Source organism: Clostridium sp. HMP27, from assembly GCF_000765165.1.
In the GTDB taxonomy this organism is placed as follows: domain Bacteria; phylum Bacillota; class Clostridia; order Clostridiales; family Clostridiaceae; genus Clostridium_AK.
The window spans coordinates 60,571-87,078 of record NZ_JMFY01000034.1 but is presented as its reverse complement, the minus strand read 5'-3'; the positions used below and the strand labels follow the sequence as shown (position 1 = coordinate 87,078).

At 31.4% G+C, this 26,508-nt stretch carries 25 protein-coding genes and 1 pseudogene; 5 read left to right on the top strand and 21 right to left on the bottom strand.

The annotated features are described in order from the left end of the window. Nucleotides 1-30: 30 nt before the first annotated feature. From flgK to DP68_RS14495, 19 genes and pseudogenes are all read right to left on the bottom strand, one after another. A complete protein-coding gene (flgK, locus tag DP68_RS14585) occupies nucleotides 31-1,794 on the bottom strand; it encodes a flagellar hook-associated protein FlgK (RefSeq protein ID WP_035310758.1) in 1,764 nt (587 codons plus the stop codon). Between the two features lie 31 nt (nucleotides 1,795-1,825). After that, nucleotides 1,826-2,230, bottom strand: coding sequence for a flagellar protein FlgN (locus DP68_RS14580; protein WP_035310756.1), 405 nt, complete (start codon nucleotides 2,228-2,230; stop codon nucleotides 1,826-1,828). Nucleotides 2,231-2,251: 21 nt separating this feature from the next. Beyond that, the gene (locus tag DP68_RS14575; RefSeq protein ID WP_035310754.1) at nucleotides 2,252-2,533 is read right to left on the bottom strand and encodes a flagellar biosynthesis anti-sigma factor FlgM; all 282 of its coding nucleotides are present in this window, start codon (nucleotides 2,531-2,533) and stop codon (nucleotides 2,252-2,254) included. Between the two features lie 227 nt (nucleotides 2,534-2,760). Then, nucleotides 2,761-3,963, bottom strand: coding sequence for a flagellar motor switch phosphatase FliY (gene fliY, locus DP68_RS14570; protein WP_035310753.1), 1,203 nt, complete (start codon nucleotides 3,961-3,963; stop codon nucleotides 2,761-2,763). Continuing rightward, entirely contained in the window at nucleotides 3,956-4,951 is a 996-nt protein-coding gene (fliM, locus tag DP68_RS14565; protein WP_035310751.1) for a flagellar motor switch protein FliM, read from the bottom strand. Before fliM ends, fliY begins: the two co-directional genes overlap by 8 nt. A 19-nt stretch (nucleotides 4,952-4,970) precedes the next feature. Further along, nucleotides 4,971-5,372 (bottom strand): chemotaxis protein CheW, encoded by a 402-nt coding sequence (locus tag DP68_RS14560; RefSeq protein WP_035310749.1) that lies wholly within the window; start codon nucleotides 5,370-5,372, stop codon nucleotides 4,971-4,973. Between the two features lie 127 nt (nucleotides 5,373-5,499). Beyond that, complete coding sequence (locus tag DP68_RS14555; protein ID WP_035310747.1) at nucleotides 5,500-5,859, bottom strand: response regulator; 360 nt, start codon at nucleotides 5,857-5,859, stop codon at nucleotides 5,500-5,502. 17 nt (nucleotides 5,860-5,876) lie between these two features. Continuing rightward, on the bottom strand, nucleotides 5,877-6,476 hold the full coding sequence (locus DP68_RS14550) for a chemotaxis protein CheC (RefSeq protein WP_035310745.1): 600 nt from the start codon (nucleotides 6,474-6,476) through the stop codon (nucleotides 5,877-5,879). Between the two features lie 12 nt (nucleotides 6,477-6,488). Further along, nucleotides 6,489-8,566: pseudogene (locus DP68_RS14545) on the bottom strand (chemotaxis protein CheA). Between the two features lie 12 nt (nucleotides 8,567-8,578). Beyond that, a complete protein-coding gene (locus DP68_RS14540; protein WP_035310744.1) occupies nucleotides 8,579-9,346 on the bottom strand; it encodes a protein-glutamate O-methyltransferase CheR in 768 nt (255 codons plus the stop codon). Between the two features lie 3 nt (nucleotides 9,347-9,349). Further along, nucleotides 9,350-10,429: a chemotaxis response regulator protein-glutamate methylesterase gene (locus DP68_RS14535; RefSeq protein ID WP_035310743.1), complete on the bottom strand. Its 1,080-nt coding sequence runs from the start codon at nucleotides 10,427-10,429 to the stop codon at nucleotides 9,350-9,352. A gap of 15 nt (nucleotides 10,430-10,444) precedes the next feature. After that, on the bottom strand, nucleotides 10,445-10,933 hold the full coding sequence (locus DP68_RS14530; protein WP_035310740.1) for a chemotaxis protein CheD: 489 nt from the start codon (nucleotides 10,931-10,933) through the stop codon (nucleotides 10,445-10,447). A gap of 123 nt (nucleotides 10,934-11,056) precedes the next feature. After that, entirely contained in the window at nucleotides 11,057-11,512 is a 456-nt protein-coding gene (locus tag DP68_RS14525; RefSeq protein ID WP_035310738.1) for a chemotaxis protein CheW, read from the bottom strand. A gap of 10 nt (nucleotides 11,513-11,522) precedes the next feature. Next, nucleotides 11,523-13,325 (bottom strand): flagellar assembly protein A, encoded by a 1,803-nt coding sequence (locus DP68_RS14520; protein ID WP_052085825.1) that lies wholly within the window; start codon nucleotides 13,323-13,325, stop codon nucleotides 11,523-11,525. Nucleotides 13,326-13,438: 113 nt separating this feature from the next. Then, on the bottom strand, nucleotides 13,439-14,254 hold the full coding sequence (locus DP68_RS14515) for an aminotransferase class IV (protein ID WP_035310736.1): 816 nt from the start codon (nucleotides 14,252-14,254) through the stop codon (nucleotides 13,439-13,441). Nucleotides 14,255-14,261: 7 nt separating this feature from the next. Next, complete coding sequence (locus tag DP68_RS14510; RefSeq protein WP_291549481.1) at nucleotides 14,262-14,951, bottom strand: HAD-IB family hydrolase; 690 nt, start codon at nucleotides 14,949-14,951, stop codon at nucleotides 14,262-14,264. A gap of 77 nt (nucleotides 14,952-15,028) precedes the next feature. Further along, nucleotides 15,029-15,370 carry a DUF1292 domain-containing protein gene (locus DP68_RS14505; RefSeq protein ID WP_035311007.1) on the bottom strand — a complete coding sequence of 114 codons (342 nt, stop codon included), beginning with the start codon at nucleotides 15,368-15,370 and terminating at the stop codon, nucleotides 15,029-15,031. A 679-nt stretch (nucleotides 15,371-16,049) separates the two neighbouring features. Then, a complete protein-coding gene (nifJ, locus tag DP68_RS14500) occupies nucleotides 16,050-19,577 on the bottom strand; it encodes a pyruvate:ferredoxin (flavodoxin) oxidoreductase (RefSeq protein ID WP_035310733.1) in 3,528 nt (1,175 codons plus the stop codon). A 495-nt stretch (nucleotides 19,578-20,072) separates the two neighbouring features. Further along, nucleotides 20,073-20,519, bottom strand: a complete 447-nt coding sequence (locus tag DP68_RS14495) for a flavodoxin (protein WP_035310732.1) — start codon at nucleotides 20,517-20,519, stop codon at nucleotides 20,073-20,075. Nucleotides 20,520-20,774: 255 nt separating this feature from the next. On the opposite strand from DP68_RS14495, the gene DP68_RS14490 reads away from it, so the two are divergent. After that, the gene (locus DP68_RS14490) at nucleotides 20,775-21,464 is read left to right on the top strand and encodes a manganese catalase family protein (RefSeq protein WP_035310730.1); all 690 of its coding nucleotides are present in this window, start codon (nucleotides 20,775-20,777) and stop codon (nucleotides 21,462-21,464) included. A 147-nt stretch (nucleotides 21,465-21,611) separates the two neighbouring features. Here the strand turns inward: DP68_RS14490 and DP68_RS14485 are convergent, their stop codons facing one another. Next, entirely contained in the window at nucleotides 21,612-22,691 is a 1,080-nt protein-coding gene (locus DP68_RS14485) for an undecaprenyldiphospho-muramoylpentapeptide beta-N-acetylglucosaminyltransferase (protein ID WP_035310728.1), read from the bottom strand. Between the two features lie 192 nt (nucleotides 22,692-22,883). Between DP68_RS14485 and DP68_RS14480 the strand changes: the two genes are divergently transcribed. The 4 genes from DP68_RS14480 to DP68_RS14465 all read left to right on the top strand — a co-directional run bounded on the left by DP68_RS14480 (nucleotide 22,884) and on the right by DP68_RS14465 (nucleotide 23,991). After that, nucleotides 22,884-23,078: an alpha/beta-type small acid-soluble spore protein gene (locus DP68_RS14480; protein WP_035310726.1), complete on the top strand. Its 195-nt coding sequence runs from the start codon at nucleotides 22,884-22,886 to the stop codon at nucleotides 23,076-23,078. Nucleotides 23,079-23,181: 103 nt separating this feature from the next. Then, on the top strand, nucleotides 23,182-23,376 hold the full coding sequence (locus DP68_RS14475; protein WP_035310723.1) for an alpha/beta-type small acid-soluble spore protein: 195 nt from the start codon (nucleotides 23,182-23,184) through the stop codon (nucleotides 23,374-23,376). Nucleotides 23,377-23,478: 102 nt separating this feature from the next. Next, nucleotides 23,479-23,673, top strand: coding sequence for an alpha/beta-type small acid-soluble spore protein (locus DP68_RS14470; RefSeq protein WP_035310723.1), 195 nt, complete (start codon nucleotides 23,479-23,481; stop codon nucleotides 23,671-23,673). Nucleotides 23,674-23,799: 126 nt separating this feature from the next. Beyond that, on the top strand, nucleotides 23,800-23,991 hold the full coding sequence (locus DP68_RS14465; RefSeq protein WP_035310721.1) for an alpha/beta-type small acid-soluble spore protein: 192 nt from the start codon (nucleotides 23,800-23,802) through the stop codon (nucleotides 23,989-23,991). Nucleotides 23,992-24,038: 47 nt separating this feature from the next. Here the strand turns inward: DP68_RS14465 and DP68_RS14460 are convergent, their stop codons facing one another. Further along, on the bottom strand, nucleotides 24,039-26,417 hold the full coding sequence (locus DP68_RS14460) for a PAS domain-containing sensor histidine kinase (protein WP_291549466.1): 2,379 nt from the start codon (nucleotides 26,415-26,417) through the stop codon (nucleotides 24,039-24,041). Between the last annotated feature and the right edge of the window lie 91 nt (nucleotides 26,418-26,508).

Sequence of the window (26,508 nt, the reverse complement as noted above, 5' to 3'; positions counted from 1 at the left end):
TTCTTACATTTTAGTAATTAGTGCTTTTCACTAACGTTTTAATCCGTTAATTACAACATCAAGTAGTTCATCAACGGTTGATATTATTTTTGAGTTTGCTTGATAGGAATGTTGAGATTGAACTAAATTTGCCATTTCTTCGTCTAATGATACTCCAGACACAGATGCCCTTGATTCCTCGAAGCTTTGTAAAAGCACAAATTGATTTTTAACCATTCTTTTAGCCTGCTGAGTTTGTACACCTAATGCATCTACCACATCTTTAAAATAATTATTTACCTTCATTCCACTAGTTTTACCATTTATAGTCCCTATTGTATTATCAGTAGTACTAGGAAAATTATCCCCGCCGCATAGATTTTCTATGAACTCTCCTCTTGTCATATTATCTGTTATCTTTTGTACTTCCATAAGCTTATCTTGAAGTTGAGCAATAGCTAGTGCTCTTGTTCCATCACTTTCTCCACCGTTATCTTTTCCTGTTTTTATAAGCATAACGTTATCTATTATCGCTTGATTGATGCTTATATTTCCTGCAGTAATTCCCGCTTCTCCAGCTGCAGTGGCATCTTCTTTATTTACAAAGAAAAAAATTTCACCATCTTCTGCAACTTCACTTTGGCTGTGTACTGCATTTACAGAATAAGCTATAGACTTAGCCAATTTATTTAACTGGTCTATATACTTATCCACATCCTCTTGTACAGACATATATCCTTTAAGTTCTCCAGAAGAAGGCGTAAATTTCACCATGTCTGTTGTGCTTGGTTTTCCATCAGCACCTAATAGCTGACCTTCCTTATTCGTCCATACCACTCTGCATTGATCCAATTTCATAAATTCTTCCTTGGTTAGACTTACGTTTTCAACTACTACTCTGTTTTTATCGTCAGTCATATCTCCATCTTTGTAATATTCAATTTTATATTTTCCTGTTTCACCCTCTACAGGTTCAATACTGCTAATATATGAAAGTCTCCCAACTGTAGCTTTGTCTATACTTCCATCTGCATTCTTTTTGGTTTCTACAGCTTGAACCAAGTTTATATCTTTTGGAGTATTAGCATCTTCATCTTTCCTTGTGCTTACATCTACTCCATTAAATATTTTTTTATCTACAGTTATTCCAAACTTTTCACTAAGTTGATCCAGTAGCACATCTCTTCTATCCATTAAATCATTAGGATTATTTTTTGCTACACTTACCTGGATTATTTCCTGATTTAACTGGGTTATTTGATCTAATATCTTATTTGCTTCAAATACCGTTTGTTTTATAAGGTCTTGAGCATTTTCTTTTATACCCTGAAGTTTGTTGTATGTATGATTCAACTCATTTGTTAGGGCTTGAGATTGTTCTACTACAACAGTTCTTGCATTTGAAGTTTCACTTTGCTTTGAAAGCTCCTGCCATGAACCAAAAAATTTGCTTATAAGGCTTGATAAACCCGTTTCACTTGGTTCATTAAATACTCCTTCTATTTCAGTTAAGAACTTATCTCTTCCTGAATACCATCCATCAATTCCAAGCTCTTCACGTACTTGGAAATCAAGAAATGTATCTCTAATTCTTGTAATTTGAGATACCTCTACTCCCGTACCTACTTGTCCTGCTTCAGATGAACTGTTAAGAGAAGGATTTGAATAAGGTCTTGTGGTTTGAAGCTCCGCCCTTTGTCTCGAATATCCTTCTGTATTTGCATTTGCTATATTATGAGAAATTGTGTTTATGACCTTTTGGTTTGAAAACAAACCCGACTTCCCTATATTTAGGGTACCAAATAATCCTGACAAATTTATCCCCCCAAAATAATAATTATCTACATTATTTTTTCATTTTTCCATAAGCTCCATAAGTCTTTACACTTCTATCTGGGTTTATATATTGGAGCATTTTATTTGTAAAACTTAAGCTTTGTTTTATTAGCAGCTCGTTTATGCTTTTTTGAAGTTCTAATGAATGTAGCAGCTTTTTTATTTCCCTATATTCTCGTTCAAGCTCTTCATCACCAAATTCCTCAACTATTTTACTCATATCTTTACCAGTAGTTAGATTTCTTCTCTCCATTTCTATACTTGCTATTTCCCTTAAAGATTCATTTATATCTCTAACTATGCTATCCATATTGAATACATCATTCTTAACTACAAATTTATGCTGCTTTTCTAGTCTTTCTAAAAGTGTTTCCAAAGCTCTTTTTTCATTTATAACAATCGACTTTAAATCCATAGCTCCTCCTACAATCTAATTTTACTTTTGTTCTTTTATAGCTCTTAATATGCTATCAGCTACAAGCTTAGAGTCCCTATTATAAATACCTTTTGATATTTCCTCTTTTATTTTTTCTATCTTTTCCGAAGAGTTTACGAGTTCTCCATTTGTAGAATATGCACTAAGACTTTTTCCTAAAGAAGAAATCTGTATAGAGTCTTTTCCATTACCCTTATGGTTTTGTTCTTTGTTATCAACACTTTTCTTCTTATTATAAAGACTTATAATTTTATCTGCATTATTCAATCCTCCAACACGCATCTTTTACCCTCCTTCTATTATTTATTGCTGGTGATCAATTGATATTTACTAGTATTTAACTATATTCCAAACAATTATTCATCGTTATTATATCACATTTATTTATCTCAACCTTTTCCAATTGATTCCAAAATTTCTTAACGTACTCTTATGTATATTATCGAACACAGAATATAGTTATTTAGTTAAAAAATAAAAAAACCTTGCTTAATGCAAGGCTTTCTTAACTATTTTCCAAGACTTTTAATTTTTTCTTCATTACTTACTATGCTAGTAATTCTTACTCCAAAGTTCTCATCTATTACAACTACTTCTCCATATGCTACACGTTTACCATTTACTAAAACTTCTACTGGCTCTTCTGCAAGTTTATCAAGTTCCACTAAAGAACCTGTAGCTAAATTTAAAATATCTCTTATATTCATTTTAGTCCTTCCAAGTACCACAGATACTTCTAAAGGCACATCCATTATAAGATCAATATTTTTAGGTAATGCAGTTCCACGTCTTGCTTGTTCTTGTAAAGGCTTAAAAGTAGCTTGTTGAACTTCTACAGGCTTTTCATAACTCATCATAGCTGCTTCAGAATTATAAGGCTCAGTGTATAAATTTTCTTGATATGTATTGTAATTACTATCATTCGTTTTTCCCTGAGAGTTAGAAGTTTCTACTTCTTTATGACCGCTCACAGATATTTCTTCCTTTTTATTTTCTTCTATAGGTTCTTCCTTGCCAAGCATTATAGATACTATTTTCCTTGCAGTTTGAATAGGCAAAAGCTGCATTATGCTGCTGTCCACAAGATTTCCTATAGTCAATTTAAAAGATATTTTTACTATTGCTTCTGATTCTGCTATATTGTCTGAAAGCGGCTGTGTTAAGTCTATCCATACTTTTGAATGAGGTGGAGATATATTTACTTCTCTTCCAAACATAGTTGCCATAGAAGTAGCTGCAGAACCTATCATTTGATTCATAGCCTCTGATACAGCACTAAGCTCTAATTCTGAAAGTTCTCCATCACTTTGTTCTACTTCACCATTACCACCCATCATAAGGTTGGCAATTACATAGGCATCTGTAACCTGCATAAGAAGCAGATTTTCACCTACAATACCACTTGTATATTGAACTTCTAAAGCTAAATTAGGGACTTTAAAATCAGCTTTTAGTTTCTCTAGAGTTGTCACGCTAACAACAGGAGTTGTTATATTTACCTTTTGGTTTAATATTTGAGATAATGCAGTAGATGCAGATCCCATGGATATATTTCCTATTTCACCCAAAATATCCTTTTCTATATCTGTAAATACGTTTTCCATATCATCATTACTGCTTTCTTCAGTGGAATTGCTTTCATCTACAAAATCACTTAGTTCTCCACTCAGTAGTGCATTTATTTCTTCTTGTGAAAGAAAGTCGTTACTCATCTTTTTCCACATCCTTATCTATAATATCTAATATCTGTATTCCCATCTTCCTTCCAATAGTGCCTGGTTTTGCGTAGGCATATTCTTCATCTCCTACCATTACAGTTACTGTTGAATTTATTTGCTCTTTTAAAGTTAATACATCTCCTACACTAATTCTTAGGAAGTCTTCTACGGTTATAGCAGTCTTTCCAATTAAAACAGAAACATCAGTTTCAACTACATCCATTCTCTTTCTTATCTTTTCTCTTGATTGAGATAAAATCTCCTCATCATTATCCTGAAACCAATATTGTACTATTAATTTATCTAATATCTTCTCAATACTTAAATATGGAATACACATATTTATAAAAGTATTATTTTTTCCCATTTCAACAGAAAATGTTATAAGTGCTACAGGCTCTGAAGGGGCTAGGGTTTGACTTAAAGCAGGATTGGTTTCCAAACCCTCTATTTCAGGGTGTACTTCGAGTACATCTTCCCATGCAAGTTTTAAACTTGATATCATTCCTTCATTTACCTTTTTTATTATATTTTTATCTATATCTGTAAATTCTCTTATCTTATATTTTCCATGTCCTGTTCCTCCTAAGAGCACATCCGTTACTTCAAATACAAATTGTGGATTTTCTTCAAATAAAATAGTGGCACTTAAAGGAGGCATTTTAAATACTGTTAACATAGTTGGATTTGGAATGGAATGTATAAATTCTTCATATGTTATTTGTTCTATTGTTTCAATCTTAACTTTGACATTGGCTCTTAATTGGGCTGTTAAATAATTAGATATTATTCTGGCATAATTATCGTGTATAAGCTCTAATGTCCTCATGTGATCCTTAGAAAACTTTTGAGGACTTCTAAAATCATATAGTTTTATCTTTTGTTTTTCTTCTTCTTTATTTACTTCTTCAGGATTTAATTCCCCTGTAGATAAGGCATTTAAAAGGGCGTCTATTTCACTTTGTGATAAAACTTCTGCCATTTGTTCCCCTCATTTCCTGCTAGTTTGCAAGGAGTTTGTCTATATCAATTAGAGTTACTATTCTATCTTTAAAATTTATAACTCCTTTTACGTATAACTCCATTTGTTCATCTTCAACTCTTTCAATAATATCTTCATCTATTTCAAGCACTTCATCTACTTTATCTACAACAATACCTACTAACTCTTCTTCCATATGAAGTATTATTATATTATTTTGAGTTGTGTCTAACTTTTCTAAATTTAATATAAGGTTTATATCTAAAAGTGATATTACATTTCCTCTTAAATTTATAAGTCCTTTTATATATGCTGGTGCATTAGGCACCTTTGTTATTTCCATCATATCATTTATTCCCTGAACCCTTGCAGTTTCCACTGCAAACTGTTCATTGCTTAAAGTAAATACTACAACCTGCACTGTAAAAACACCCCCAATGTTACAATTAACAGTTACTAATTAACTATTAATAGTTTTAGTTGAAATTCAGCTTTTGCTGAATTTCATCCACAACTATTAAGCATTTGTTTTTACTATTAACTGTTATTTATCCTATAACCTTTTTTATTGCTTCAAGAACTCTATCTGCTTGAAATGGTTTTACTATGAAGTCTTTTGCTCCTGCTTTTATAGCATCCATAACCATTCCCTGTTGTCCCATAGCAGAACACATTATTATCTTTGCATCTGGATCCATTGATTTTATTTCTTTTACAGCTTGTATTCCATCCATATCTGGCATTGTTATATCCATAGTTACAACATCTGGTCTTTCCTTCTTATATAATTCAACTGCCTTTAAACCATTATTTGCTTCACCTATTACTTCAAATCCATTTTTTTCTAAAATATCCTTTATCATCATTCTCATAAAAGCAGCGTCATCAACAATTAATACTTTAGCCATTTAATATTCCCTCCAAATTATATTACTCCTAGTGTATTTAATATTTTTTCTAATGAACCCGGCATTGGTATATAATAAAAGTGTGCATTTATTTCTGATTCACCCTCTATAAATGCAGTTTCTATATCTAATACGTATTCATCAAATTGTCCGGATTCTATAAACGTAGTAGATAGTATAGCACCTAGCATATCATAAGTAAGTGCTGGTACTGATGGTATTATACTTAAATTGGTAAACCTGCCTATTGCATTCATATAAGTTGCAGAAAGTATATTACCAATTTCTGCTAAAACAGATTCACCCATCTCGTTTATGTCTTCTCCCTTTTGACCTGTTAATGCTTCTATTACATGCATAGCTGTATTTCTTTTAAGCACAAGCAGAATATTCCCTGGAGCATCTCCAAGCACCCTTACCAATACTCCATAAACTATTTCTTCTCCGCTTAAGTTTGAAAATATGTCTTCAAAAGATATAATATTTATAGCTGGTACAGACATATCTACTTTTTTATTTAAAAGCTGTGATAGTGCGGTAGCTGCATTTCCTGCTCCTATATTTCCAACCTCTCGCAGTGCATCTAGTTGTAAAGGTGTAAGGTCCTTATATGACATAAAAATTCCTCCTTAAACTAAGGCTGCTACATCCAAGATAAGAGTTACAAGTCCATCTCCTAGTATTGTTGCACCTATATATTCTTTCATACCATGAAGTGTTTTACCTAGAGGCTTTATTACTATTTCTTGCTGTCCAAATAAACTATCCACCATAAGCCCAATATTCTTTTCTCCTACTTTAACAATTACTATATATTTCTTCAAACTATCAGATTCATTTAAATGCAGCTTCTTATTAAGTCTTACAAGTGGTATAACATCTTCATTATATATTATAACCTCTTTACTATTTGTTCTCTTCACTAAATTTTCACTAAAATCTATAACTCTATCTATATATCCTAGAGATATTGCCATGGTTTCTGTACCTATCTTCACTAAAAGAGCCTGTATTATCTGAAGCGTTAATGGAAGTTTTATTATAAATGCTGATCCTTTATCCTTTTCGCTAACAACTTCTACAGTACCACCAAGTGATGAGATTTTTGTCTTAACCACATCCATGCCTACGCCTCTACCTGATATGTCTGTTACCTTTTCATTAGTACTAAATCCTTGAAGAAATATTAGATTTATTATATCATATTCTGTCATTCCTTCAGTATTTACGCCTATTCTTTCTGCCTTTTCCCTTACCCTGTCTACATTTATTCCGCCACCATTGTCTTCTACTTTTATAACTGCTTTGGTGCCTTCTTGATACGCTACAAGTTTTATTTTCCCTACTGGATCCTTACCCTTTTTGATTCTTTCTTCTCTTGACTCTATTCCATGATCAGCTGCATTTCTTATAAGGTGAATTAAAGGTTCTCCTATTTCATCTATTACAGTTCTATCAAGCTCTGTATCTTGACCTTCTATTATAAGTTCCATATCCTTATTTAATTCTACGGATAAATCTCTGATCATTCTAGGGAATCTATTAAACACAACATCTAGTGGAAGCATCCTGATCTTCATTACTAAGTCTTGAAGATCAGACGTTGTTCTTGCAACCTGTTCTAAGGTTTCATTTAGCTCTCCAAGTTTATAGTTTAAGCTTATTTGTTCAAGTCTAGTTCTGTGAATTACAAGCTCCGATACCATATTCATAAATTTATCTAATCTTTCTAAATCTACTCTTACGGATTGATGCTGTTTTTTATGGGTAGTTTCTTTATTGTTGCTTGAAGTGTTTTTAACACTTACATTTTGTTTGCTTTCTTTTTTAATATCTTCTTTTACTTTAGTCTCTTCAACCTCTATTACCTTTTCTTTTATTACTTCTGAAGCTTTGATATCTTCTTCAACTTTTCTAGCCTTTTCTTTTCGTAAATTTATTTCTTCAATTATTACGTTATTTACTTCAGATATACTCATAATAACATTATATATATCTTCTTGGCTACTACTTGAAATATATACCACATCGAATTCAAATTCAAAATTTTCATTTTCAATATCTTCAGCACTAGGTAGAGATTTTATTATTTCTCCAGAATCTTCTAAGCTTTTAAATATTAAAAATGCTCTTGCAGATTTAAGCAAGGTATTTTCGGATAAAACCACATTTATATGATATGGTATATAACCTCTTTCCACAGCTGTTTTAATTACATCTATATCATATTCATTTAGTTCTATATTTAACTTATCATTTATAGCAAATTCATTATTTTCTTCACTTTTATAAGCTTCTTCATTTAATTCTATTTCAATTTCTTTTTCTTTAATGTGTTGTAGTTCATTCATTATATCGTCATATCGTCTATAAATACTGCCTCTTCTATGCCCTCAGAAATATTATTTACCATTCTCTCTAGGGTATCTAGACATTTAAATAATACTGTTACTACTTTTTCTGTTACTTTAAGCTCTCCATTTCTAAATTCAGCTAAAACGTCTTCCATTTTATGCGTAAGTTCTGCCATTTGATTAAATCCCATGGTAGCAGCCATACCTTTTATAGTATGAGCTACTCTGAATATTTCATTTACTCTATCTAAATCATTTGGCTCCTGTTCTAGCTGAAGCAGTGATTCATTTAAAGTTTGAAGGTTATCCATAGATTCTTCAAGGAACATGGACATGTATTGTGATGTATCCATTTTGTACCCTCCCTATACCTTTCTATAAATAAAGGTTGAAGTTTTTTCAAACCCAAATTCTTTATAATTATATATACTTTCAGTAGCCCCTACAAAAAGAAGTCCTCCTTTTTTTAAAGAGGCATGAAACTTTTTATATATCTCATCCTTTATATTTGAATTAAAATATATAACTACATTCCTGCATACAATAAGATCAAAGTTTGATTCGTAGTTATCTAAAATAAGATCATGTTTTTTGAATTTAACCATATTTTTTATTTTATTATTTACTACGTACTTGTCTCCTATTTGGGTAAAGTATTTTTTAATATCATTTTTACTTACATTTTTAATTTCAGATTCTGCATATTCTCCCTTTTGAGCTCTTTGCAGAATAGTATTATCTATGTCTGTAGCTAAAATACTATGATTCCCATTTGGTGCTACTTCATCAAGTATCATAGCTATGGAGTATGGTTCTGCCCCTATGGAACATGCGGCACTCCAGATTTTTAAGTTTTTATTATTGGGCAAAAGTTCTGTTTCTATTTTATTTTTTAAATCAGAAAATATTTCAGGATTTCTAAAGAATTCCGATACATTTATCGTTATAAAATCTAAAAACTTTTGCCTTTGCCCTGCATCTTTTTTTAAAATAGCAATATATTCTTCTACAGAATTCACTCCTACTCTTGACATTAGACTTAAAAGTCTCCTATGCAGCTGAGTTTCTTTGTAAGCTGAGAGGTTTATTCTAAACTCTTTATATACCCACTGCTTAAAATATTCCAAATCCATATTTTACCTCCCATTCCATTTAACTATCTTAACTATTTCTGAAGCTACCTTATCTAATGTTAAAACCATATCTACCATACCTGTTTCATATGCTGCCTTTGGCATACCATATATTACACTAGTAGATTGATCTTCTGATATAGTTATTCCACCATTTTTTTTAACTTCTATAGTACCTTCTGCTCCATCCCTTCCCATACCAGTAAGGACTACACTCATTAACCTTTCTTTGTATACAGCTGCTGCAGATTTAAAAAGCTTATCCACTGCCGGCCTAACTCCCCAAACTGTAGGTTCTTTATTTAAGTGTATCTTTTTATCTTTTCCTACTTCCATATGAAAACCACCTGGAGCTATATATACAACGTTATTTGTAACCGCTTGTCCATCATAGGCTTCAACTACTGTAATTTTGCTTCTACTGTTTAGCCTTTCAGCAAATGCTTTTGTGAATGTAGCTGGCATATGCTGTACCACAAATACTGGAACCCCCAAATCATCAGGCAAATTTGATATTACTTGGTGAAGTGCCTTAGGTCCTCCTGTGGATGCTCCAATAACTAACGCTGATATTTTATTTACAAACTTTTTTTTAGGGATAGATTTATTTTCTTCATTCAATTCCTTTGATATGTCTTTTGATATAGCTCTTATTTCTTCAATAGTGCATCCATTTTGACATTTTTCATAAGCTAAATTTAATTTGCTTATTAGTTCATTTCTCACTTTGTCTATATCTAATGAAATAGCTCCCGAAGGTTTTGCTATAAAATCAAAAGCTCCATTTTCCAAGCATTCCATAGTAAGCTCTGAGGATTTTTTAGAAACACTGCTTAAAATTATTACAGGAATACCTATATTTCGCGTTCTTAATTCTTTTAACGCCTCAATACCATTCATTACTGGCATTTCCACATCTAATGTTACTACATTTGGTTTTACATCTTCAAGCTTTTTTATAAAATCTTGCCCATTTCTTGCAATTGCCACAACTTCCATATTATTCTCTGAGTTTATCATATCGGATATAATTTTTCTCATCAGTGCAGAATCGTCTACTACCAATACTTTAAACTTTTTCACGGCATATCAGCTCCATTAAATTTCTTTTACTCCCATACCAACTGTTTTAATTTGTACTATCCCATTTTTCAAATCAAGTATCATAGTTCTTCCCTTATTTCCTCCAATGTCTTCTGCCATTACAGGGATAGATAATTCCTTTAAAATATTTTTTACAGCAGTTCCATTACGAGACCCTATGTCCATATTCATACTTTTGTCAGAAAAGCTAAACATCGAAGCTCCTCCTGCTATTTTAGCTTTTAAATTTCTCTTAACTGCTCCCATTTTTTGCATTTTTTCTATTAAAAGAGGTATTCCCAAATCTGCAAATTTAAGGGGATTTGATACATTATTAAATTGAGTACTATCTGGAAGCATTATGTGCAGAAGCCCCCCTACATTATTTACTTTATCATACATGGCTATACCTATGCATGAACCAAGTCCTACTGTTATTATCTTGTGGGGCGACAAGGCCGCATCCATATCTGCAATTCCAACTTTATATTCTATCACTTCCATAGCATGCACCTTTCATAAAAACTTGTTAAATATTTATAATAAAATTAATAATTTATATAAATTATATATTGAAACATCTCAAATAAATCGGACTATGCTGATTTATAACGAAATTAAAAATTTCTATAAATCATGCATCTGACGTCTTTCGTCTTCTGTAAGTATCGTTGCTAAATTTAAAAATATTATTATTTTTTTATCTATCTTTATAAGTCCTTTAATATATCTTTTTGAGATTCCTCCCACTATTTGGGGAGCATCTTCTATATTTTCCTTTTTTACATCTTTTACTTCTAAAACCAAGTCAACTATTATTCCTGTTTTATAATCATTTTGTTTTGCAACTATTATTTTAGTATCTGCTGACTTTTCTTTACTCTCTATTGCAAACTTCTTATTTAAGGATATTACAGGTAAGATATTTCCTTCGTAATTCATTACTCCTTCTAAAAACTCAGGTGAGTCTGGAAGCTTTGTAGGCTCCTCATATCCTAAAATTCTTTCAATTTCCATTATATCTGTGGCATAATAATTATTGCCTACACTAAATATAAGAACTTTTAATTCTTCATTATTCATTATATCCCTCCTATAACATCAGTTTATCAAGAATTAACTCTCCCCTGTCATCTAAATAAGCATGAATATCCTTACTTGGTGCATTTAATACGACTTCTCTATTTCCTATTACATATACTGTGTTAGTATATGCTATATCGCACCATATACTTCCTCCGCGTTCTACCATAAGTGTAGTTTTAACCCCGCCTTCACTTCCTACGACCTTACACTTTATTTCATTTTGAGCTTTTAGTACTCCTCCTCTTGAAACGGCCTTTTGTCCTATAAAATATATGCTTCCATTTGCAATTATCTCTGAAACATACTGACCTTTTCCGGTAATTATTACATCTCCTGTACTCTTGATACGAGAATCCTGTAAATAAGCTAGATTAATGTTTACTGGAAGTATAAGTGCCCCATCCATTTCTCTTGTTATGCTGTCTATGCATTTTGTAATTAAATCTAACTCTGAATAATGTTTCACATTTATAGGTGCTAATCCCATTAATTTATGTTTCATAAGTGGAATAAGCTCTTCTTGTCCCTTTACATCTCCTATTAGTTTAATATGGCTAATAATGTTAAGGCAAACTCTATTTAAATTTTTAAACTTAGTTTCTATAAGTGCCTTTAATATTTCACCATCTTTTCTAGCATTACCTAAAATATTAAACTTCTTTATTTCCCCTATGTTATTTATGATATCATTTAACATAGATTTAAGTGCATTTAAAGTTTTTGAATACTGAAGCTTGTCTACATTTACTCCGCCAGCAAATATAGTGCTAGATACGGCATTCCCACGAATATATATATCTCCTTTAGCAATGATAGAAGCTCTATAGATGTCTTTGTGAACCGTTATAGAATTTCCTGCTTCAACTTTCATGCCTTCTTTTACACTACCAAGTATATCTATATCCCCTACAAATTTAATATCTCCAGTTTCCAAATCAACATCTGACTTAATTTGGTGCATAGAGTATACACATATGGTATTGCCTTTTACACAAGGTTTTCCTTCTATTGTAGCTATAATTATATTATCATCTTTAATGGCGCACCCGTTGCCCAATTTAAGTTTTATCTTTTTTCCTGACTTATGTTTCTTAACCTTACCCATTACATCTTTACCGTCATGCCCTGGCTTTCCAAGATGTTTTATAGCTATTACAGATCCTTTTTCTATTGACTTTATATTACCAATGCTTTTAAAATCAATATTTCCATTCTTATCTTCTTGAAAGTTTACATGATCATCACTTACAGAAAATTTATATTCCATATAATCGTCTTCTTCATCTACAGGGTAAATCCCCTTTGCTATTAAGACTTTCTCGCAACCTTCTTCTACATATTTTGCTATATTTTCCTCTATTATATCACAAATAATACCTTTTTTGACCAACTCTTCTTTAATTTCTTTTACTGTATATTTTTCAGGCATAATTTGATCTTTTATAACTTTTTTTAATATAGCACTATTTCCCTCTTCTACATCTTTTAGCTTATAAATAAACTTTGGCTCATAAGCTATGCTTATATAAGCATTCATCCTATCATCTGATATAGATATATTTAAATATCTCTTAGGAAGTTCCTCATCTTCTAATTCTATTTCTATTACACTATTTTCATAAATTTCAACTTTACCTTTTACTAATTCACCATTTATTTTTACCTTAATAGAATCATCTATTACGAGACAGGCTGCTTTATCATTTTCATTAGGGTTTTTTACCATTATCTCCCCATTTTTAATCATTACACTGCCGCTTACATTTGTAGCTGTATTTGTTTTTGTGGAAATATTTGTTATTGTTTCCATACAAAATTCCCCCTATTTAAATAATTATCCAGATGTATTTATAATAACTTATACGACAACACACTACCACACTTAAGGCTTTTCTATAGTTATCGTTGTCATTCCCTCAATCTTTATTTATTTTTACCAATATATCTTAAAATCTTGTTATTATAACATTCCATAATGTATTTTATAATTTCATTTTCCGCTGAATTAAGTTTAATATTCCCTACTTCATTTATAGGAAGAACATCAAATGGAGTACTAGACAAAAATGCACCCTTCACTGAATTTAAATCTTCTACATTTATGCTTTGCTCTGTAACACTTATAGAATTTTCACTACATATGTCCAATATTGTGTTTCTCGTTATTCCTGGAAGCACTCCTGATATAGGTGTTGTATATAAGTTTTTATCTCTTACAAAGAACACATTTGATTTACTTCCTTCAGTTATATAGCCCTCCTTATCCACTAATATAGCTTCATATACATTTTTTTCTTTTATAAATTTATCTACTTCTTCTCTAAAAGACAAATTCAATACCTTTGCATTTGGGTTCACTCTTTCCTTATAGAATAAATCAGTTTTTACCCCTTCTTTATATTGATATTCCTTTGGAAAATTGGTCTGCTCTAAATAAGCTACAAACATTTTTTTATCAAAATTCAATATAAATTTTATACTTCCTTCTTTTATCTTATTTACTTCTATAAGATCCCTAAGTCTTTTACTTATAATTTCATCACTTAAAAATATTTCAAATCCTGTAAGCCTTCCTGAATTATGAAGTCTTTGCAAATGCTTTTCTAAAAAAAGCGGGGTACCTTCTTGAACCTTTATTACCTCATAAAGACTTTTGCCATTTTTGATATATTCATCTTTAAACTCTTTTGTGGTAACCTTTTCATCATTCATTAAAAAAAACTTACCTAATACATACATTAACCCTTCACCTCCAAGTGAGCCTTTCAATACTTTCATGATTTTTTCTATAGTTAATTAAATAAGGATTTCCAACCAATTTTAACAATGGAAGGTCTGACAATGAATCTGAATACATATAAGAATTCTTAAAGTCTACATTCAAGTTTTCTTCCTTTAATACTTGCATTAATCTAATTACTTTTTCTTCACCTTTGCAGTTTTTCCCTTCTATTTTTCTTCCATAAATACCATTATTACAAGTAAATCGAGTTCCTATTATCTTATCTACTATATCTATATTATATAACTCATTTAAGTAAAATTCTGCTGATGCAGAAATTAAGTATATTTTATATCCCTTTTCTTTTAATTTTCTCATTGTATTTATAGCATCTATATAAAGTATCTTACTTAATTTTTCTTCATAAAATTGTTTTACTAGAATTATCATTTCTTCTTGTTTTACGCCATCAATAAATTTTATGAAATTTTCCTTTGCAGCGTGTGCATCATATATCTTAAAGGCATAAAGTATACCTGTTATTAATACTTTAGGGAGAAATTTTATAAGTTTTGGGTCTTTACTCAACATAAATTTATAAAACTCTATCAAGGTTTCTTTTTTAGTTAAAGTATAATCCACATCAAATATTGCAAGACGAACCTTTTCGTCATTATTAATGTCTATTGCTTCTTTATTTCTATTGTTATCCAAAGCAAAGCATCCTCCTTTTAGTTATAAAGATTAAAGATTAACAAAAAGAACCGTATCAACGGTTCTTTTTAAGTAAATTATTTTTCTTGTTCATCACAAATTGATTGGTAATAAGCTGATACCTCATCAAATTCTTCATCTTCTGGTATAACTAGTTCTCCCTCTTCTCCTTCTCCTACGATCTTGAAAAGGTATACTGAACCGTCTTCTGGATTTTGCACTAATGCATATTCATTATCTTTATACTCAAATCCATCTACAACTTCACATGCAACAGTGTTGCCGTTTTCATCTTCTAGATCTACCATTAACGCTTCATGTCCGTGATCGTCACCACATCCACATCCGCATCCTTCATGTTCATTTTCATGGTCGCTTCCGCATCCACATCCGCATCCAACTTCTTTTTCTTTATCCATATTCACTCTCTGGCCATATAAATACAACCAGATTGTCACCTCCTTTTTAGTTATGGTATAATTTTAACCTTTATTTAGTAATTTTAAAAGAGTTTTTTTAAATTTTCTTTAAAAAATTAGCTAAAAATAATGATTTTCTTAAAAATAACAACATTTTTTATCATATTATCATAATAATTAATACAAATTAATAGACAGAGGAGTTTATCCCCTGCCTTTTGTAACTTCCTAGAATACTTTTTTGATGTTATTCACTAGTTTTTTAACTCCCTTTTCCATGTCATTCATCATGCCATTCATAGGGTTACCTTTTTTCATCTTCGTGTTTTTCATCTTCATCATATTCTTAAAGCCCAAGTTAACCATCTCCTTTTTGCCTTCTATGAGTTATCACAGAAAGTTATTGAGATTAATCTTTGAAAGAAGTTACAATTATAGTATGTGTTATTTGTAAAATCATATTCTCTTTTAAGCTTATTTTTTTAATTTTTTGTTGCTTAATAAAATTATGTCAGGCGCTAGGACGATTTTAAATTATTTATTCTACACTCTCAACATATTTTTCTAAATTTCACATCAGTGAAATTTTAACCTATCCTAGAACCTAGTACTTTAATCCTAATACCTAAAAAAAGAGAAGCCCGATTACTCGGTCTTCCCTTTTTTATAAACTTTAAGATTAGAATTGGTAGCTAGCTAATCTCTTGTAGCTATCGTATCTATCCTTAGCATCTTCTTCAGTCTTAGCATATAATTTATCTGCTACTTCTGGGAATGCTTTCTTTAATGAAGCGTATCTTACTTCGCCCATTAAGAAGTCTTGGAACTTAGTCCAATCTGGTTCTTTGGAATCAAGTACAAATGGATTCTTACCCTGTTCTTTAAGATCTGGGTTGAATCTGTACATCTGCCAGTAACCACAGTCAACAGCTTTCTTCTGTTCAGCTTGGCTAGCACCCATACCAGCTTTTAATCCCTGGTTGATACATGGAGCATAAGCCATTATTAATGATGGTCCGTTGTAAGCTTCTGCTTCTTGAATAGCCTTTAATGTCTGATTCTTATCAGCACCCATAGCTATTTGTGCAACGTATACGTATCCGTAGCTCATTGCCATCATTCCAAGATCTTTCTTTCTTGTCTTCTTACCTGAAGCTGCAAACTTAGCTATAGCTGCAGTTGGAGTAGATTTTGAAGACTGTCCACCAGTGTTTGAGTAAACTTCTGTATCATATACAAATACATTTACATCTTCTCCACTAGCAAGTACGTGGTCTAATCCACCGTATCCGATGTCATAAGCCCATCCGTCTCCACCAAATATCCACTGAGACTGTTTAACTAAGAAGTCTTTATTTTCATATAAATCTTTTACATCTTCATTTGAATCTTTAGCTGCTTCAAGTAATGGTAATAACTTGTTAGTAGCTTCTCTTGAAGCTTCACCGTTATCTTTTGTATCTACCCATGCCTGTAAAGCTGCCTTTAATTCTTCGCTTACGTTTCCGTTTATAGCTGCTTGTGCTTTAGTAGCTAATCTTTCTCTTATCTGTTGAACTCCAAGAGACATACCTAAACCAAATTCAGCGTTATCTTCGAATAAGGAGTTAGCCCATGCTGGACCTTGGCCCTTTTCGTTGATTGTGTATGGAGTTGAAGGAGCAGATCCTCCCCAAATTGATGTACATCCTGTTGCGTTAGCGATCATCATTCTGTCACCAAATAATTGAGTTATAAGCTTAGCGTAAGCTGCTTCTCCACAACCTGCACATGCTCCGTTGAACTCAAGTAATGGCTGTTCAAACTGACTTCCCTTAACGTTCATTTTGTTCATTGGGTTTTCTTTCTTGGATACTGTTAATGCATATTCCCAGTTTCCTTGTTCTACTAATTGAGTTTCAGCTGGCTTCATAACAAGAGCTTTTGCTGGTGCTGGACATACGTCAGCACAGTTTCCACATCCTGTACAGTCAAGTGGAGTTATACCCATTGCGTAGTTTAATCCCTTGAATGTAGCTCCACCTTTAGCTGCAACCATCTTGAATGATTCAGGAGCATTTTTAGCTTCTTCTTCATTTAATAAGAATGGTCTGATTACAGCGTGAGGACAAACATATGAACACTGGTTACATTGTATACATTTATCTGCTTGCCATTCTGGTACGTTAACTGCTATACCTCTCTTTTCGTATGCAGCTGTTCCATTAGGGAAAGTACCATCTTCATATCCATTGAATGCTGATACAGGAAGTTTATCTCCTTCTTGTCTGTTCATAACATCAACGATGTTCTTTATGAAATCTGGTTTTGCTTTTTCTTCTTCTACAAATCCTTCAGTTGTAGTCTTCCATGATTCTGGAACTGCAACTTCGTGAATAGCTTCAACACCTTGGTCAATAGCAGCATTGTTCATGTTAACAATTTTTTCACCCTTCTTACCGTAAGAGCTTATAACTGCATCTTTAAGATATTTAACTGCATCTTCAACTGGAATTATATCAGCTAGTTTAAAGAAAGCGGATTGCATTATCATGTTAATTCTTGAACCCAATCCAATTTCCTGACCTATCTTAACAGCATTGATTGTGTAGAATTTAATGTTGTTGTTAGCTAAGAAATTCTTCATTTCAGCTGGTAACTGAGCATTTAATTCTTCATCTGACCATATGCAGTTTAATAAGAATGTTCCGTTCTTCTTTAATCCATCAAGAACATTATATTTATGAACGTATGCTTGGTTGTGACAAGCAACGAAATCTGCTTTATTGATTAAGTAAGGGCTCTTTATTGCCTTCTTACCAAATCTTAAGTGAGATACAGTGATACCACCGGATTTCTTAGAGTCATATGCAAAGTATCCTTGTGCATACATGTCTGTGTGGTCTCCTATGATCTTTATAGCACTCTTGTTTGCTCCAACAGTACCGTCTGATCCAAGACCCCAGAACTTACAAGCTGTAGTTCCTACTGGTGTAGTATCAACGTCTGGTCCCATATCTAATGATGTGTTAGTAACGTCATCAACTATACCTACTGTGAATAAATCCTTAGGTGCATCTAATTTTAAGTTTTCGAATACAGAAATCATATGTCCTGGTAAAGTATCTTTTGATCCAAGACCATATCTTCCACCAACGATAACTGGTTTTAATGTTTCATTTGCATAGAATGCAGCTTTAATATCTAAGTATAAAGGTTCTCCAATTGATCCTGGTTCCTTAGTTCTGTCAAGAACAGCTATCTTCTTAACTGTCTTTGGCATAACAGCCATTAAGTGTTCTACTGAGAATGGTCTGTAAAGATGAACTTTAACAAGACCTACTTTTTCTCCTTGAGCCATTAAGTAGTCGATAGTTTCTTCTATACAGTCACATACAGAACCCATAGCAACTATTACTCTTTCAGCATCTTCTGCTCCGTAGTAGTTGAATAGTTTGTAATCTCTTCCTGTTAATTTGTTGATTTCGTTCATGTATCCTTCAACAACTTCAGGAATTCTGTTGTAGAATTTGTTTGAAGCTTCTTTTCCTTGGAAGTATACGTCTGGGTTTTGAGCTGTTCCTCTAGTTACAGGATGATTTGGGTTTAGAGCTTTTGCTCTGAAAGCTTTAACAGCATCCATGTCAACTAAATTAGCTAACTCATCATATTCTAATACTTCTATCTTTTGAACTTCATGGGAAGTTCTGAATCCATCAAAGAAACTCATGAAAGGAACGCTTGTCTTTATAGTTGCAAGATGAGCAACAGCTGCTAAGTCCATAACTTCCTGAACACTACTTTCAGCAAGTAAAGCAAATCCTGTCTGTCTTGCTGCCATAACGTCAGCGTGATCTCCAAATATGTTTAAAGCATGTGTTGCAAGAGCTCTTGCACTAACATGGAATACGCTTGGTAATAATTCACCAGCAATTTTGTACATATTAGGTATCATAAGTAAAAGACCTTGTGATGCAGTATATGTAGTAGTTAATGCACCAGACTGTAATGAACCGTGAACCGCACCAGCAGCACCAGCTTCTGATTGCATTTCCATAAGTTTTACAGTTTGTCCAAAAATATTTTTCTTTCCTTGAGCAGCCCATTCATCAACATGTTCTGCCATTGGGGATGAAGGAGTGATTGGGTAAATAGCTGCAACGTCAGTGAACGCATAGGATATATATCCAGCAGCGGTATTACCATCCATAGTCTTCATTCTTCTCATTAAAATTTCCCTTCTTTCTATACAATTTTAAAGTATATATAATTAAATTAAAATTTCGTAGAAATTCTACAAAATTTTTAAAGCTAATTTAATGCTTTACATTTCCAATAATACTTACTAAAAAATATCTCCATCAATTAAGATGTGATAATTTATAGCTAAATTACAAATTCTTATAAAGCATGTACTATACCTACGTTATTTAATATACAACAAAAATATAGATATGTAAACCTTCTTAGTCGCATAATAATACAAAAATTTGGTCATAAATATGATTTTTTTCCGTTTTAACTCATTTTTCTATTTCTTTTAATCTATGTTTATTTTTTAACAAAATACTTACAAGTGATATTATAACATAAATATTTTTTTTATGTAGTAGTTTTATCAAAAAAATAAAAGCATTAGGACTAGTGTTAGGATATGGAAAATAGAAACATCCCATTAAATCGAGATGTCTCTACAAATCAATAAATCCAAGTCAGCATTATCTTAAAATGCAGCAAATTCTTTTAACTCTGCCATTCTCTTTCCAATTTCTACTGCCTTTTGAATTTGTTCTTCTGATGGCGCTTCTTTTACTGCAAATTTTTCTATTACATTAAAATCATAATCCTTCATCTGTGCTTCCCAGCTATTCAAAAATTCTCCATTATCCCATCCATAGGATCCAAATAATACTACAGGTTTTTTATTTACTGGAAGTAATTTGAATTCATGTATGAATGGAGCCATTTCCTCTTGTTCCACTCTGTTATTATCCATAGATGGACTTCCAAATGCCACCACATCTGCTTCTAGTACATCTTCTACCTTTGCATAATCTACATGCTTTATTAAAACTTCTGCTCCAGCTTCCTTAGCTCCTTTTGCTATATTATCTGCAAGCACCTCAACATTACCACTGTAACTCCAATATATAACAGCTATCTTTTTCATTAATGAAACCTCCTTATACTTTTATAATTTATTAACTAAAAATCTAGCTATTTTATTTTGCCGCTAATTTTAAGTTTTATTACCTTAATGTTTTTAACACAGCACATATTTATATTCTCATTTTATACCTATGGTTAATTTTTACAAGGCACTTTAAAATAAGTTTACAATATTCATACAATGTATAAATACACTAGCCAAATGCAAAACTAACTTTGTTATAATCTATATTTTGAAGCTTGGAGGCGTTTTATTATGTTTAAACACGAAAAACCATTACTTAGGGATGTTAGAGTTGAAAAACCAAATCCTCAATATGCTGTACTTATGCAAGAGCAGCTAGGTGGAGCAAATGGAGAACTTAAAGCAGCAATGCAGTACATTTCTCAAAGTTTTAGAATAGCTGACCCTGCTATAAAAGATTTGTTTATAGATATTGCAGCAGAAGAGTTAAGTCATATGGAGATGGTTGCACAAACAATAAATTTACTAAATGGCCATACAGTAGATTATAGAACCACACCAGCCGGAGAAATAGAGACCCATGTATTGACAGGGTTAGCACCAGGTCTTGTTAATTCTTCTGGTGAACCTTGGACAGCTAACTATGTAAATGTTACTGGAGATATATGCGCCGACTTGTTATCTGATATAGCTTCAGAACAAAGAGCTAAAGTAGTATATGAATATTTACATCGTCAAATTAACGATAAGTATGTTAGGGAAACTATAGATTTCTTATTAAATAGAGAAGAAGCACATAATGCATTATTTAGGGAGGCACTGAATAAAGTTCAAAACCAAGGTTCCAATAAAGATTTTGGAGTAACACATGATTCAAAGCTTTATTTTGATTTATCAACACCAGGAAAGTTCTTTGATGCTCCAAATCCCACTCCACCATCCTTTGAAAATCCAAGAAGAGAAGAACCTGCTATGCACTAAAGAAATTAATGGTAAATATTTAACACTTTACGCTAAATAATTAAAAGGAAGCTTGCAAGCTTCCTTTTAATTATTTATTATATTTCAATAACTTATTATTAATCACTAAATACTTCAAATCAGATGAATAATTATTATGATTGCTTATTAACTTCTCTTTGTGCAATATTTATCTATCAATCCAACTATATTTTCAACTCCGTCTTGTACAGGACTCTTTTTCATATTTTCTATATATTTATCTTTATTTTCATATAAATAATTAATTTTATTTAAAAGATTTTCCTTATTAATATTTTCCTCTTCTAATACAATACTATATTCACTTTTTTCAAAGGATTTAGCATTTAATATTTGATCTCCCCTACTAGATTTTTTGGAAAGAGGAATTAATATATTAGGTTTCTTAAGTGCTAAGAGCTCAAATATAACATTTGCCCCAGCTCTAGAAATAACTATATCTGCAGAATTCAAAAAATGAGGAAGTTCCTCTTTTACGTACTCATATTGCTTATAACCTTCTTTATTTCCAAGAGATTTATCCAAGTTTCCTTTACCACATATATGAATAACATTAAATTTATTTAAAAGTACATTTAATATACTTCTTACAGTATCATTTATAAATTTGGAACCTAAGCTTCCTCCTATTATAAATAATATAGGTTTATCATCTTTAAACCCACATATTTCAAGAGCTCTTTTACGGCTTCCTTTAAAAAGTTCCTCTCTTATAGGTGTTCCTGTAAGCACACCTTTTTCTCCTTTAATATATTTAAGTGATTCAGGAAATGTAACACATATTTTTGTTAAGTAAGGAGTTGATATTTTATTTGCAAGCCCGGGAGTAATATCTGATTCATGAGCAATAACAGGTATTCTATTAAAATATGCCCCCATAACCACTGGTACTGCTACAAATCCACCTTTTGAAAAAACTATATCTGGCTTTTCTTTTCTTATTATACTAAAAGCCTCTGCTACCCCTTTTAAAACTTTAAAGGGATCAGAAAAATTTTTAAAATCAAAATATCTTCTAAGCTTTCCACTAGATATACTGTGATACTTTATTCCTTCCTTTTCAATTATGCTTTTTTCTATACCATCTTTACTTCCTATATACTGAATTTCATATCCAATCATCTTTAATTTAGGTATTAAAGCTACATTTGGAGTTACATGTCCTGCTGTTCCTCCGCCAGTTAAAATTATCTTCTTTTTTGCCACGTCTACACCTTCTTTTAGAATAATTTCTCTATAATTTTATATTATTCCCATGCTCTTGTCTATGTTTCTATTTATAAAAAAGAATTTTTTAACAATATATGTACAAAGTGTTTATGTTACCTTTAACTCACTAATATAATTATTTGTAAGCTGGAGAAGATAATATTACAAAAGTAAAAGGAGGTAATAAAAATGGCAAACAGAAGTAACAGATTAGTAGTTCCAGAAGCTAAAGAAAGAATAAACCAATTCAAGTTGGAAACTGCTAGAGAATTAGGTGTTAACTTAACAGAAGGTTACAATGGAAACCTTACTTCCAGAGAAAATGGTTCAGTTGGTGGCTATATGGTTAAAAAGATGGTAGAACAGTACGAAAGAAATCTATAAAGACATAACTTAAATATAATATATATAATATTTGGTGTCTTGTAAGAAATTAATCTTAGGAGATGCCGCCATCCGAAAATTTATTCTAAGGAGGTGAAAGGTTATGGCAAGTAGAGGAAATAGAGTAGTTGTTCCAGAAGCTAAAGAAGGTTTGAATAGATTTAAAATGGAAACTGCTAGAGAATTAGGTGTTAACTTAACAGAAGGCTACAACGGAAACCTTACTTCTAGAGAAAATGGTTCTGTTGGTGGTTACATGGTTAAGAAAATGGTAGAAGCTTATGAAAGAAATTTATAATAAAAATCATTAAAATATAGATATAATATAGTTTATGGTTTATCTATAGGAGTAATATCTTATAGATAAAGCCATAACCTATATTTAAGGAGGTAGAAAATTATGGCAAGTAGAGGAAATAGAGTAGTTGTTCCAGAAGCTAAAGAAGGTTTAAATAGATTTAAAATGGAAACTGCTAGAGAATTAGGCGTTAACTTAACAGAAGGCTATAATGGAAACCTTACTTCAAGAGAAAATGGTTCCGTTGGTGGATACATGGTTAAAAAAATGGTGGAAGCTTACGAAAGAAATCTATAATACCATAAGACATTAAATGAAATTTGACACCTTAGGATAAAATACACTATTAGCAATCTATAAGGCTTATATTAAGCTTACTAGAACTACTAAATATGTATTCTATATTTAAGGAGGTAGAGACTTATGGCAAGTAGAGGAAATAAAGTAGTTGTCCCAGAAGCTAAAGAAGGTTTAAATAGATTTAAAATGGAAACTGCTAGAGAATTAGGAGTACAGTTCTCTGATTACAACGGAAATCTTACTTCACGAGAATGCGGTTCCGTTGGTGGAGCAATGGTTAAGAAAATGGTAGAAGAATATGAAAGAAACTTATAGAATAAAGAAGGAGTTTGCATCTTTAGCAAACTCCTTTTTCATTGTTTTTAATACACGTCTGACATTTCAATATTTAATATATCATCAAAATTATCAGATAAGGTTACATATTGAGGGCAACCGCTCTTTCCATTTGAATATCTTTTAAACTTCACTATAAATTCAGAGCCTTTTCTTTCTTCACTGATTACTTTAATAGATGCATTCATTGCTTCCACAAACTTTTTAACTACTGCAAGTCCAAGCCCTGTACCCTCTGCTCTTCTAGACAACGAGCTATTTAATTGGGAATACCTATCAAAAATTGAATTTATTTTGTCCGCTGGGATTCCAACACCCTCATCCTTAACTCTTAAAACAAAATATTCTTCTTCCACTTCAAGGTTAACATAAATATGTTTATTTTCAGCAGTATACTTTATAGCATTAGATAAAAGATTTAATAGAATTCTTTCAAATTTCTCTTTGTCTATTAATACACTGCATTCTTCCTCATTTGTATCAAATATTATGTTTATTCCTTTTCTTTGAGCATAGTACAAAGATGAATTTACTACATTTTCACTGTGCATGACTACATCAAAATTTACATTATTTAAGGTTAAAAGTCCTGCATCAGCCTTTGAAATATCCATCATGTTATTAGTTAACTTTAAAAGCCTGCTAGAATTTTCTCTTATTCTTGTTAATGTTTTATCTATATTAGGAGTAACTTCCCCATTGTATACATCATAAGCAAGTTGCAAGGACCCATATATCATAGTTAAAGGCGTTCTAAGTTCATGGGAAATTATATTAAAAAACTCATCCTTTAACTTATTTACCTTTTCTAATTGAATATTATGATTTATTTCCTCTTTTACATCTACTACATGTATATATATAGTTGTCTTCCCATTCTTATCCTTATAAGGCGCAACTTTAGGTTTATAATATTTATCTCTTCCTTGGTAATCTTTAATATATAAAGGTGGAAATATCTGAGCCTCTCCACTCTCTGCTATTTTAGCTAAGCTTCCACTAATTGTACTTTCTTCAAATACATCGTATATACTTTTATTAATAATCATTGATGCATTAATTTCTCTTTTTGCAATACAACTTACCAGCTCCTCATATTTTTTATTTAAGAGCTTATAATTACATTCAGGATAATCCAGCACCGCAATAGGCACATCTAATGTATTTACTACATTTTCTACAAATAGAGCCTGTTCTTCTGCTATTATTTGATTAATTCTCTTTTCTGTAATATCAGTCAAAGTTACAACGGTATGTAACAACTCGCCATTTGTTCTAAGTATTGGACTCGTATTTAATTCTATATATTTTATATTTTTACTAGACTTTTCAGTAATTTTTAATATCAAATCTTTTATAGGAAGTCTATTTTTATAAAATCCATTATAAAACCATTCTATATTTCTGCCCTTGTTTTCTTCTACAGCTATATCATATTTTCTTATTATATTTTTATAATCCATAAGTTCTATATGTCTAAGTCCGGTTATTTCATATACAGAACTACTACATAAAGTAATTCTATCTTCTTTATCTATAACCACTATACCTTCAGATATATTATTTATCACATCTCTTAAATGACGAAGATGATCTTTTTCTCTATTTCTTAAGGTTTCTATGATATCGCACTTAGTTTTAAGTTCAGTTGAAACCTCTAAATATTTATTTTTTTCTTCTTCCTGTCTTAATTTCTGTATATATCTTTCAGTTATAATTTCACACACTACAGTTGCCCCTACGACCTCATCTCTTTCAAATATAGGATATGAAGATATGGAGGAATATTCAGGTTTGCCTTTAATAAAGTATTTCATCACCTTATTTTCAACTTTTCTTCCTTCTGTAAGAGTTACGTATGGTGGAAATTCTACTATTTTTAAATCATTTCCCTGTTCATTTTTGATATTATAATATTTTATAAATTCAAATGCATTTTTTATATAAGTCGAATCTTCACTTTCAAAAAATTGATATGCAGTTTTATTTAAATAATTTATTTCTCCAGATTTATCTGTTATATACACTACATAAGGAATAGATTCTAGAATATCTGTTGTTAACTCACGCTTATTTAAAGTTTGATGTTTTTCATTTAATACAGGCTCTTTTATTTCATATAAAAATAATTGTACTGTATCTTTGTAAGTATTTACTGTTATATTAAAAAAGCATCCTGGAAACACTTCAACTCCTGGTATATATCGCTCTTCTCCATCATCTGCACATGTATTTACTATTTTAAATATTACTAGCGGCACATCTATTATATTAAATTCATCTTCTGAAATATCTTCGTGTTGTTTTATTATGTTGTCCATAATGCTATTCTTATATTTTACGTCTAAGGTTTCCCTATCTAGTATTACAACTCCAAAAGGTAGTCCTTCAAACCTGCTCTCCATATACTATCCCCCAATTTAGTTAGATAAATTACTATAACTATTATTCTATTAAAATCCTCAATTTCCTTCTAGCTTTTTGTATTTTTTAGTA

What these genes read in the sequence shown, in the direction of transcription:
- DP68_RS14550 (WP_035310745.1), bottom strand. Translation starts at nt 6,476, where the DNA reads ATGTCATATAAGGACCTTACACCTTTACAACTAGATGCACTGCGAGAG.
- DP68_RS14515 (WP_035310736.1), bottom strand. Translation starts at nt 14,254, where the DNA reads ATGTATGTATTAGGTAAGTTTTTTTTAATGAATGATGAAAAGGTTACC.
- DP68_RS14580 (WP_035310756.1), bottom strand. Translation starts at nt 2,230, where the DNA reads ATGGATTTAAAGTCGATTGTTATAAATGAAAAAAGAGCTTTGGAAACA.
- nifJ (WP_035310733.1), bottom strand. Translation starts at nt 19,577, where the DNA reads ATGAGAAGAATGAAGACTATGGATGGTAATACCGCTGCTGGATATATA.
- DP68_RS14465 (WP_035310721.1), top strand. Translation starts at nt 23,800, where the DNA reads ATGGCAAGTAGAGGAAATAAAGTAGTTGTCCCAGAAGCTAAAGAAGGT.
- fliM (WP_035310751.1), bottom strand. Translation starts at nt 4,951, where the DNA reads ATGGCAGAAGTTTTATCACAAAGTGAAATAGACGCCCTTTTAAATGCC.
- DP68_RS14495 (WP_035310732.1), bottom strand. Translation starts at nt 20,519, where the DNA reads ATGAAAAAGATAGCTGTTATATATTGGAGTTACAGTGGTAATGTTGAG.
- DP68_RS14540 (WP_035310744.1), bottom strand. Translation starts at nt 9,346, where the DNA reads ATGGATTTGGAATATTTTAAGCAGTGGGTATATAAAGAGTTTAGAATA.
- DP68_RS14525 (WP_035310738.1), bottom strand. Translation starts at nt 11,512, where the DNA reads ATGAATAATGAAGAATTAAAAGTTCTTATATTTAGTGTAGGCAATAAT.
- DP68_RS14490 (WP_035310730.1), top strand. Translation starts at nt 20,775, where the DNA reads ATGTTTAAACACGAAAAACCATTACTTAGGGATGTTAGAGTTGAAAAA.
- DP68_RS14460 (WP_291549466.1), bottom strand. Translation starts at nt 26,417, where the DNA reads ATGGAGAGCAGGTTTGAAGGACTACCTTTTGGAGTTGTAATACTAGAT.
- DP68_RS14480 (WP_035310726.1), top strand. Translation starts at nt 22,884, where the DNA reads ATGGCAAACAGAAGTAACAGATTAGTAGTTCCAGAAGCTAAAGAAAGA.
- DP68_RS14530 (WP_035310740.1), bottom strand. Translation starts at nt 10,933, where the DNA reads ATGGAAGTGATAGAATATAAAGTTGGAATTGCAGATATGGATGCGGCC.
- DP68_RS14470 (WP_035310723.1), top strand. Translation starts at nt 23,479, where the DNA reads ATGGCAAGTAGAGGAAATAGAGTAGTTGTTCCAGAAGCTAAAGAAGGT.
- fliY (WP_035310753.1), bottom strand. Translation starts at nt 3,963, where the DNA reads ATGAGTAACGACTTTCTTTCACAAGAAGAAATAAATGCACTACTGAGT.
- DP68_RS14505 (WP_035311007.1), bottom strand. Translation starts at nt 15,370, where the DNA reads ATGGATAAAGAAAAAGAAGTTGGATGCGGATGTGGATGCGGAAGCGAC.
- DP68_RS14520 (WP_052085825.1), bottom strand. Translation starts at nt 13,325, where the DNA reads ATGGAAACAATAACAAATATTTCCACAAAAACAAATACAGCTACAAAT.
- DP68_RS14555 (WP_035310747.1), bottom strand. Translation starts at nt 5,859, where the DNA reads ATGGCTAAAGTATTAATTGTTGATGACGCTGCTTTTATGAGAATGATG.
- DP68_RS14475 (WP_035310723.1), top strand. Translation starts at nt 23,182, where the DNA reads ATGGCAAGTAGAGGAAATAGAGTAGTTGTTCCAGAAGCTAAAGAAGGT.
- DP68_RS14575 (WP_035310754.1), bottom strand. Translation starts at nt 2,533, where the DNA reads ATGCGTGTTGGAGGATTGAATAATGCAGATAAAATTATAAGTCTTTAT.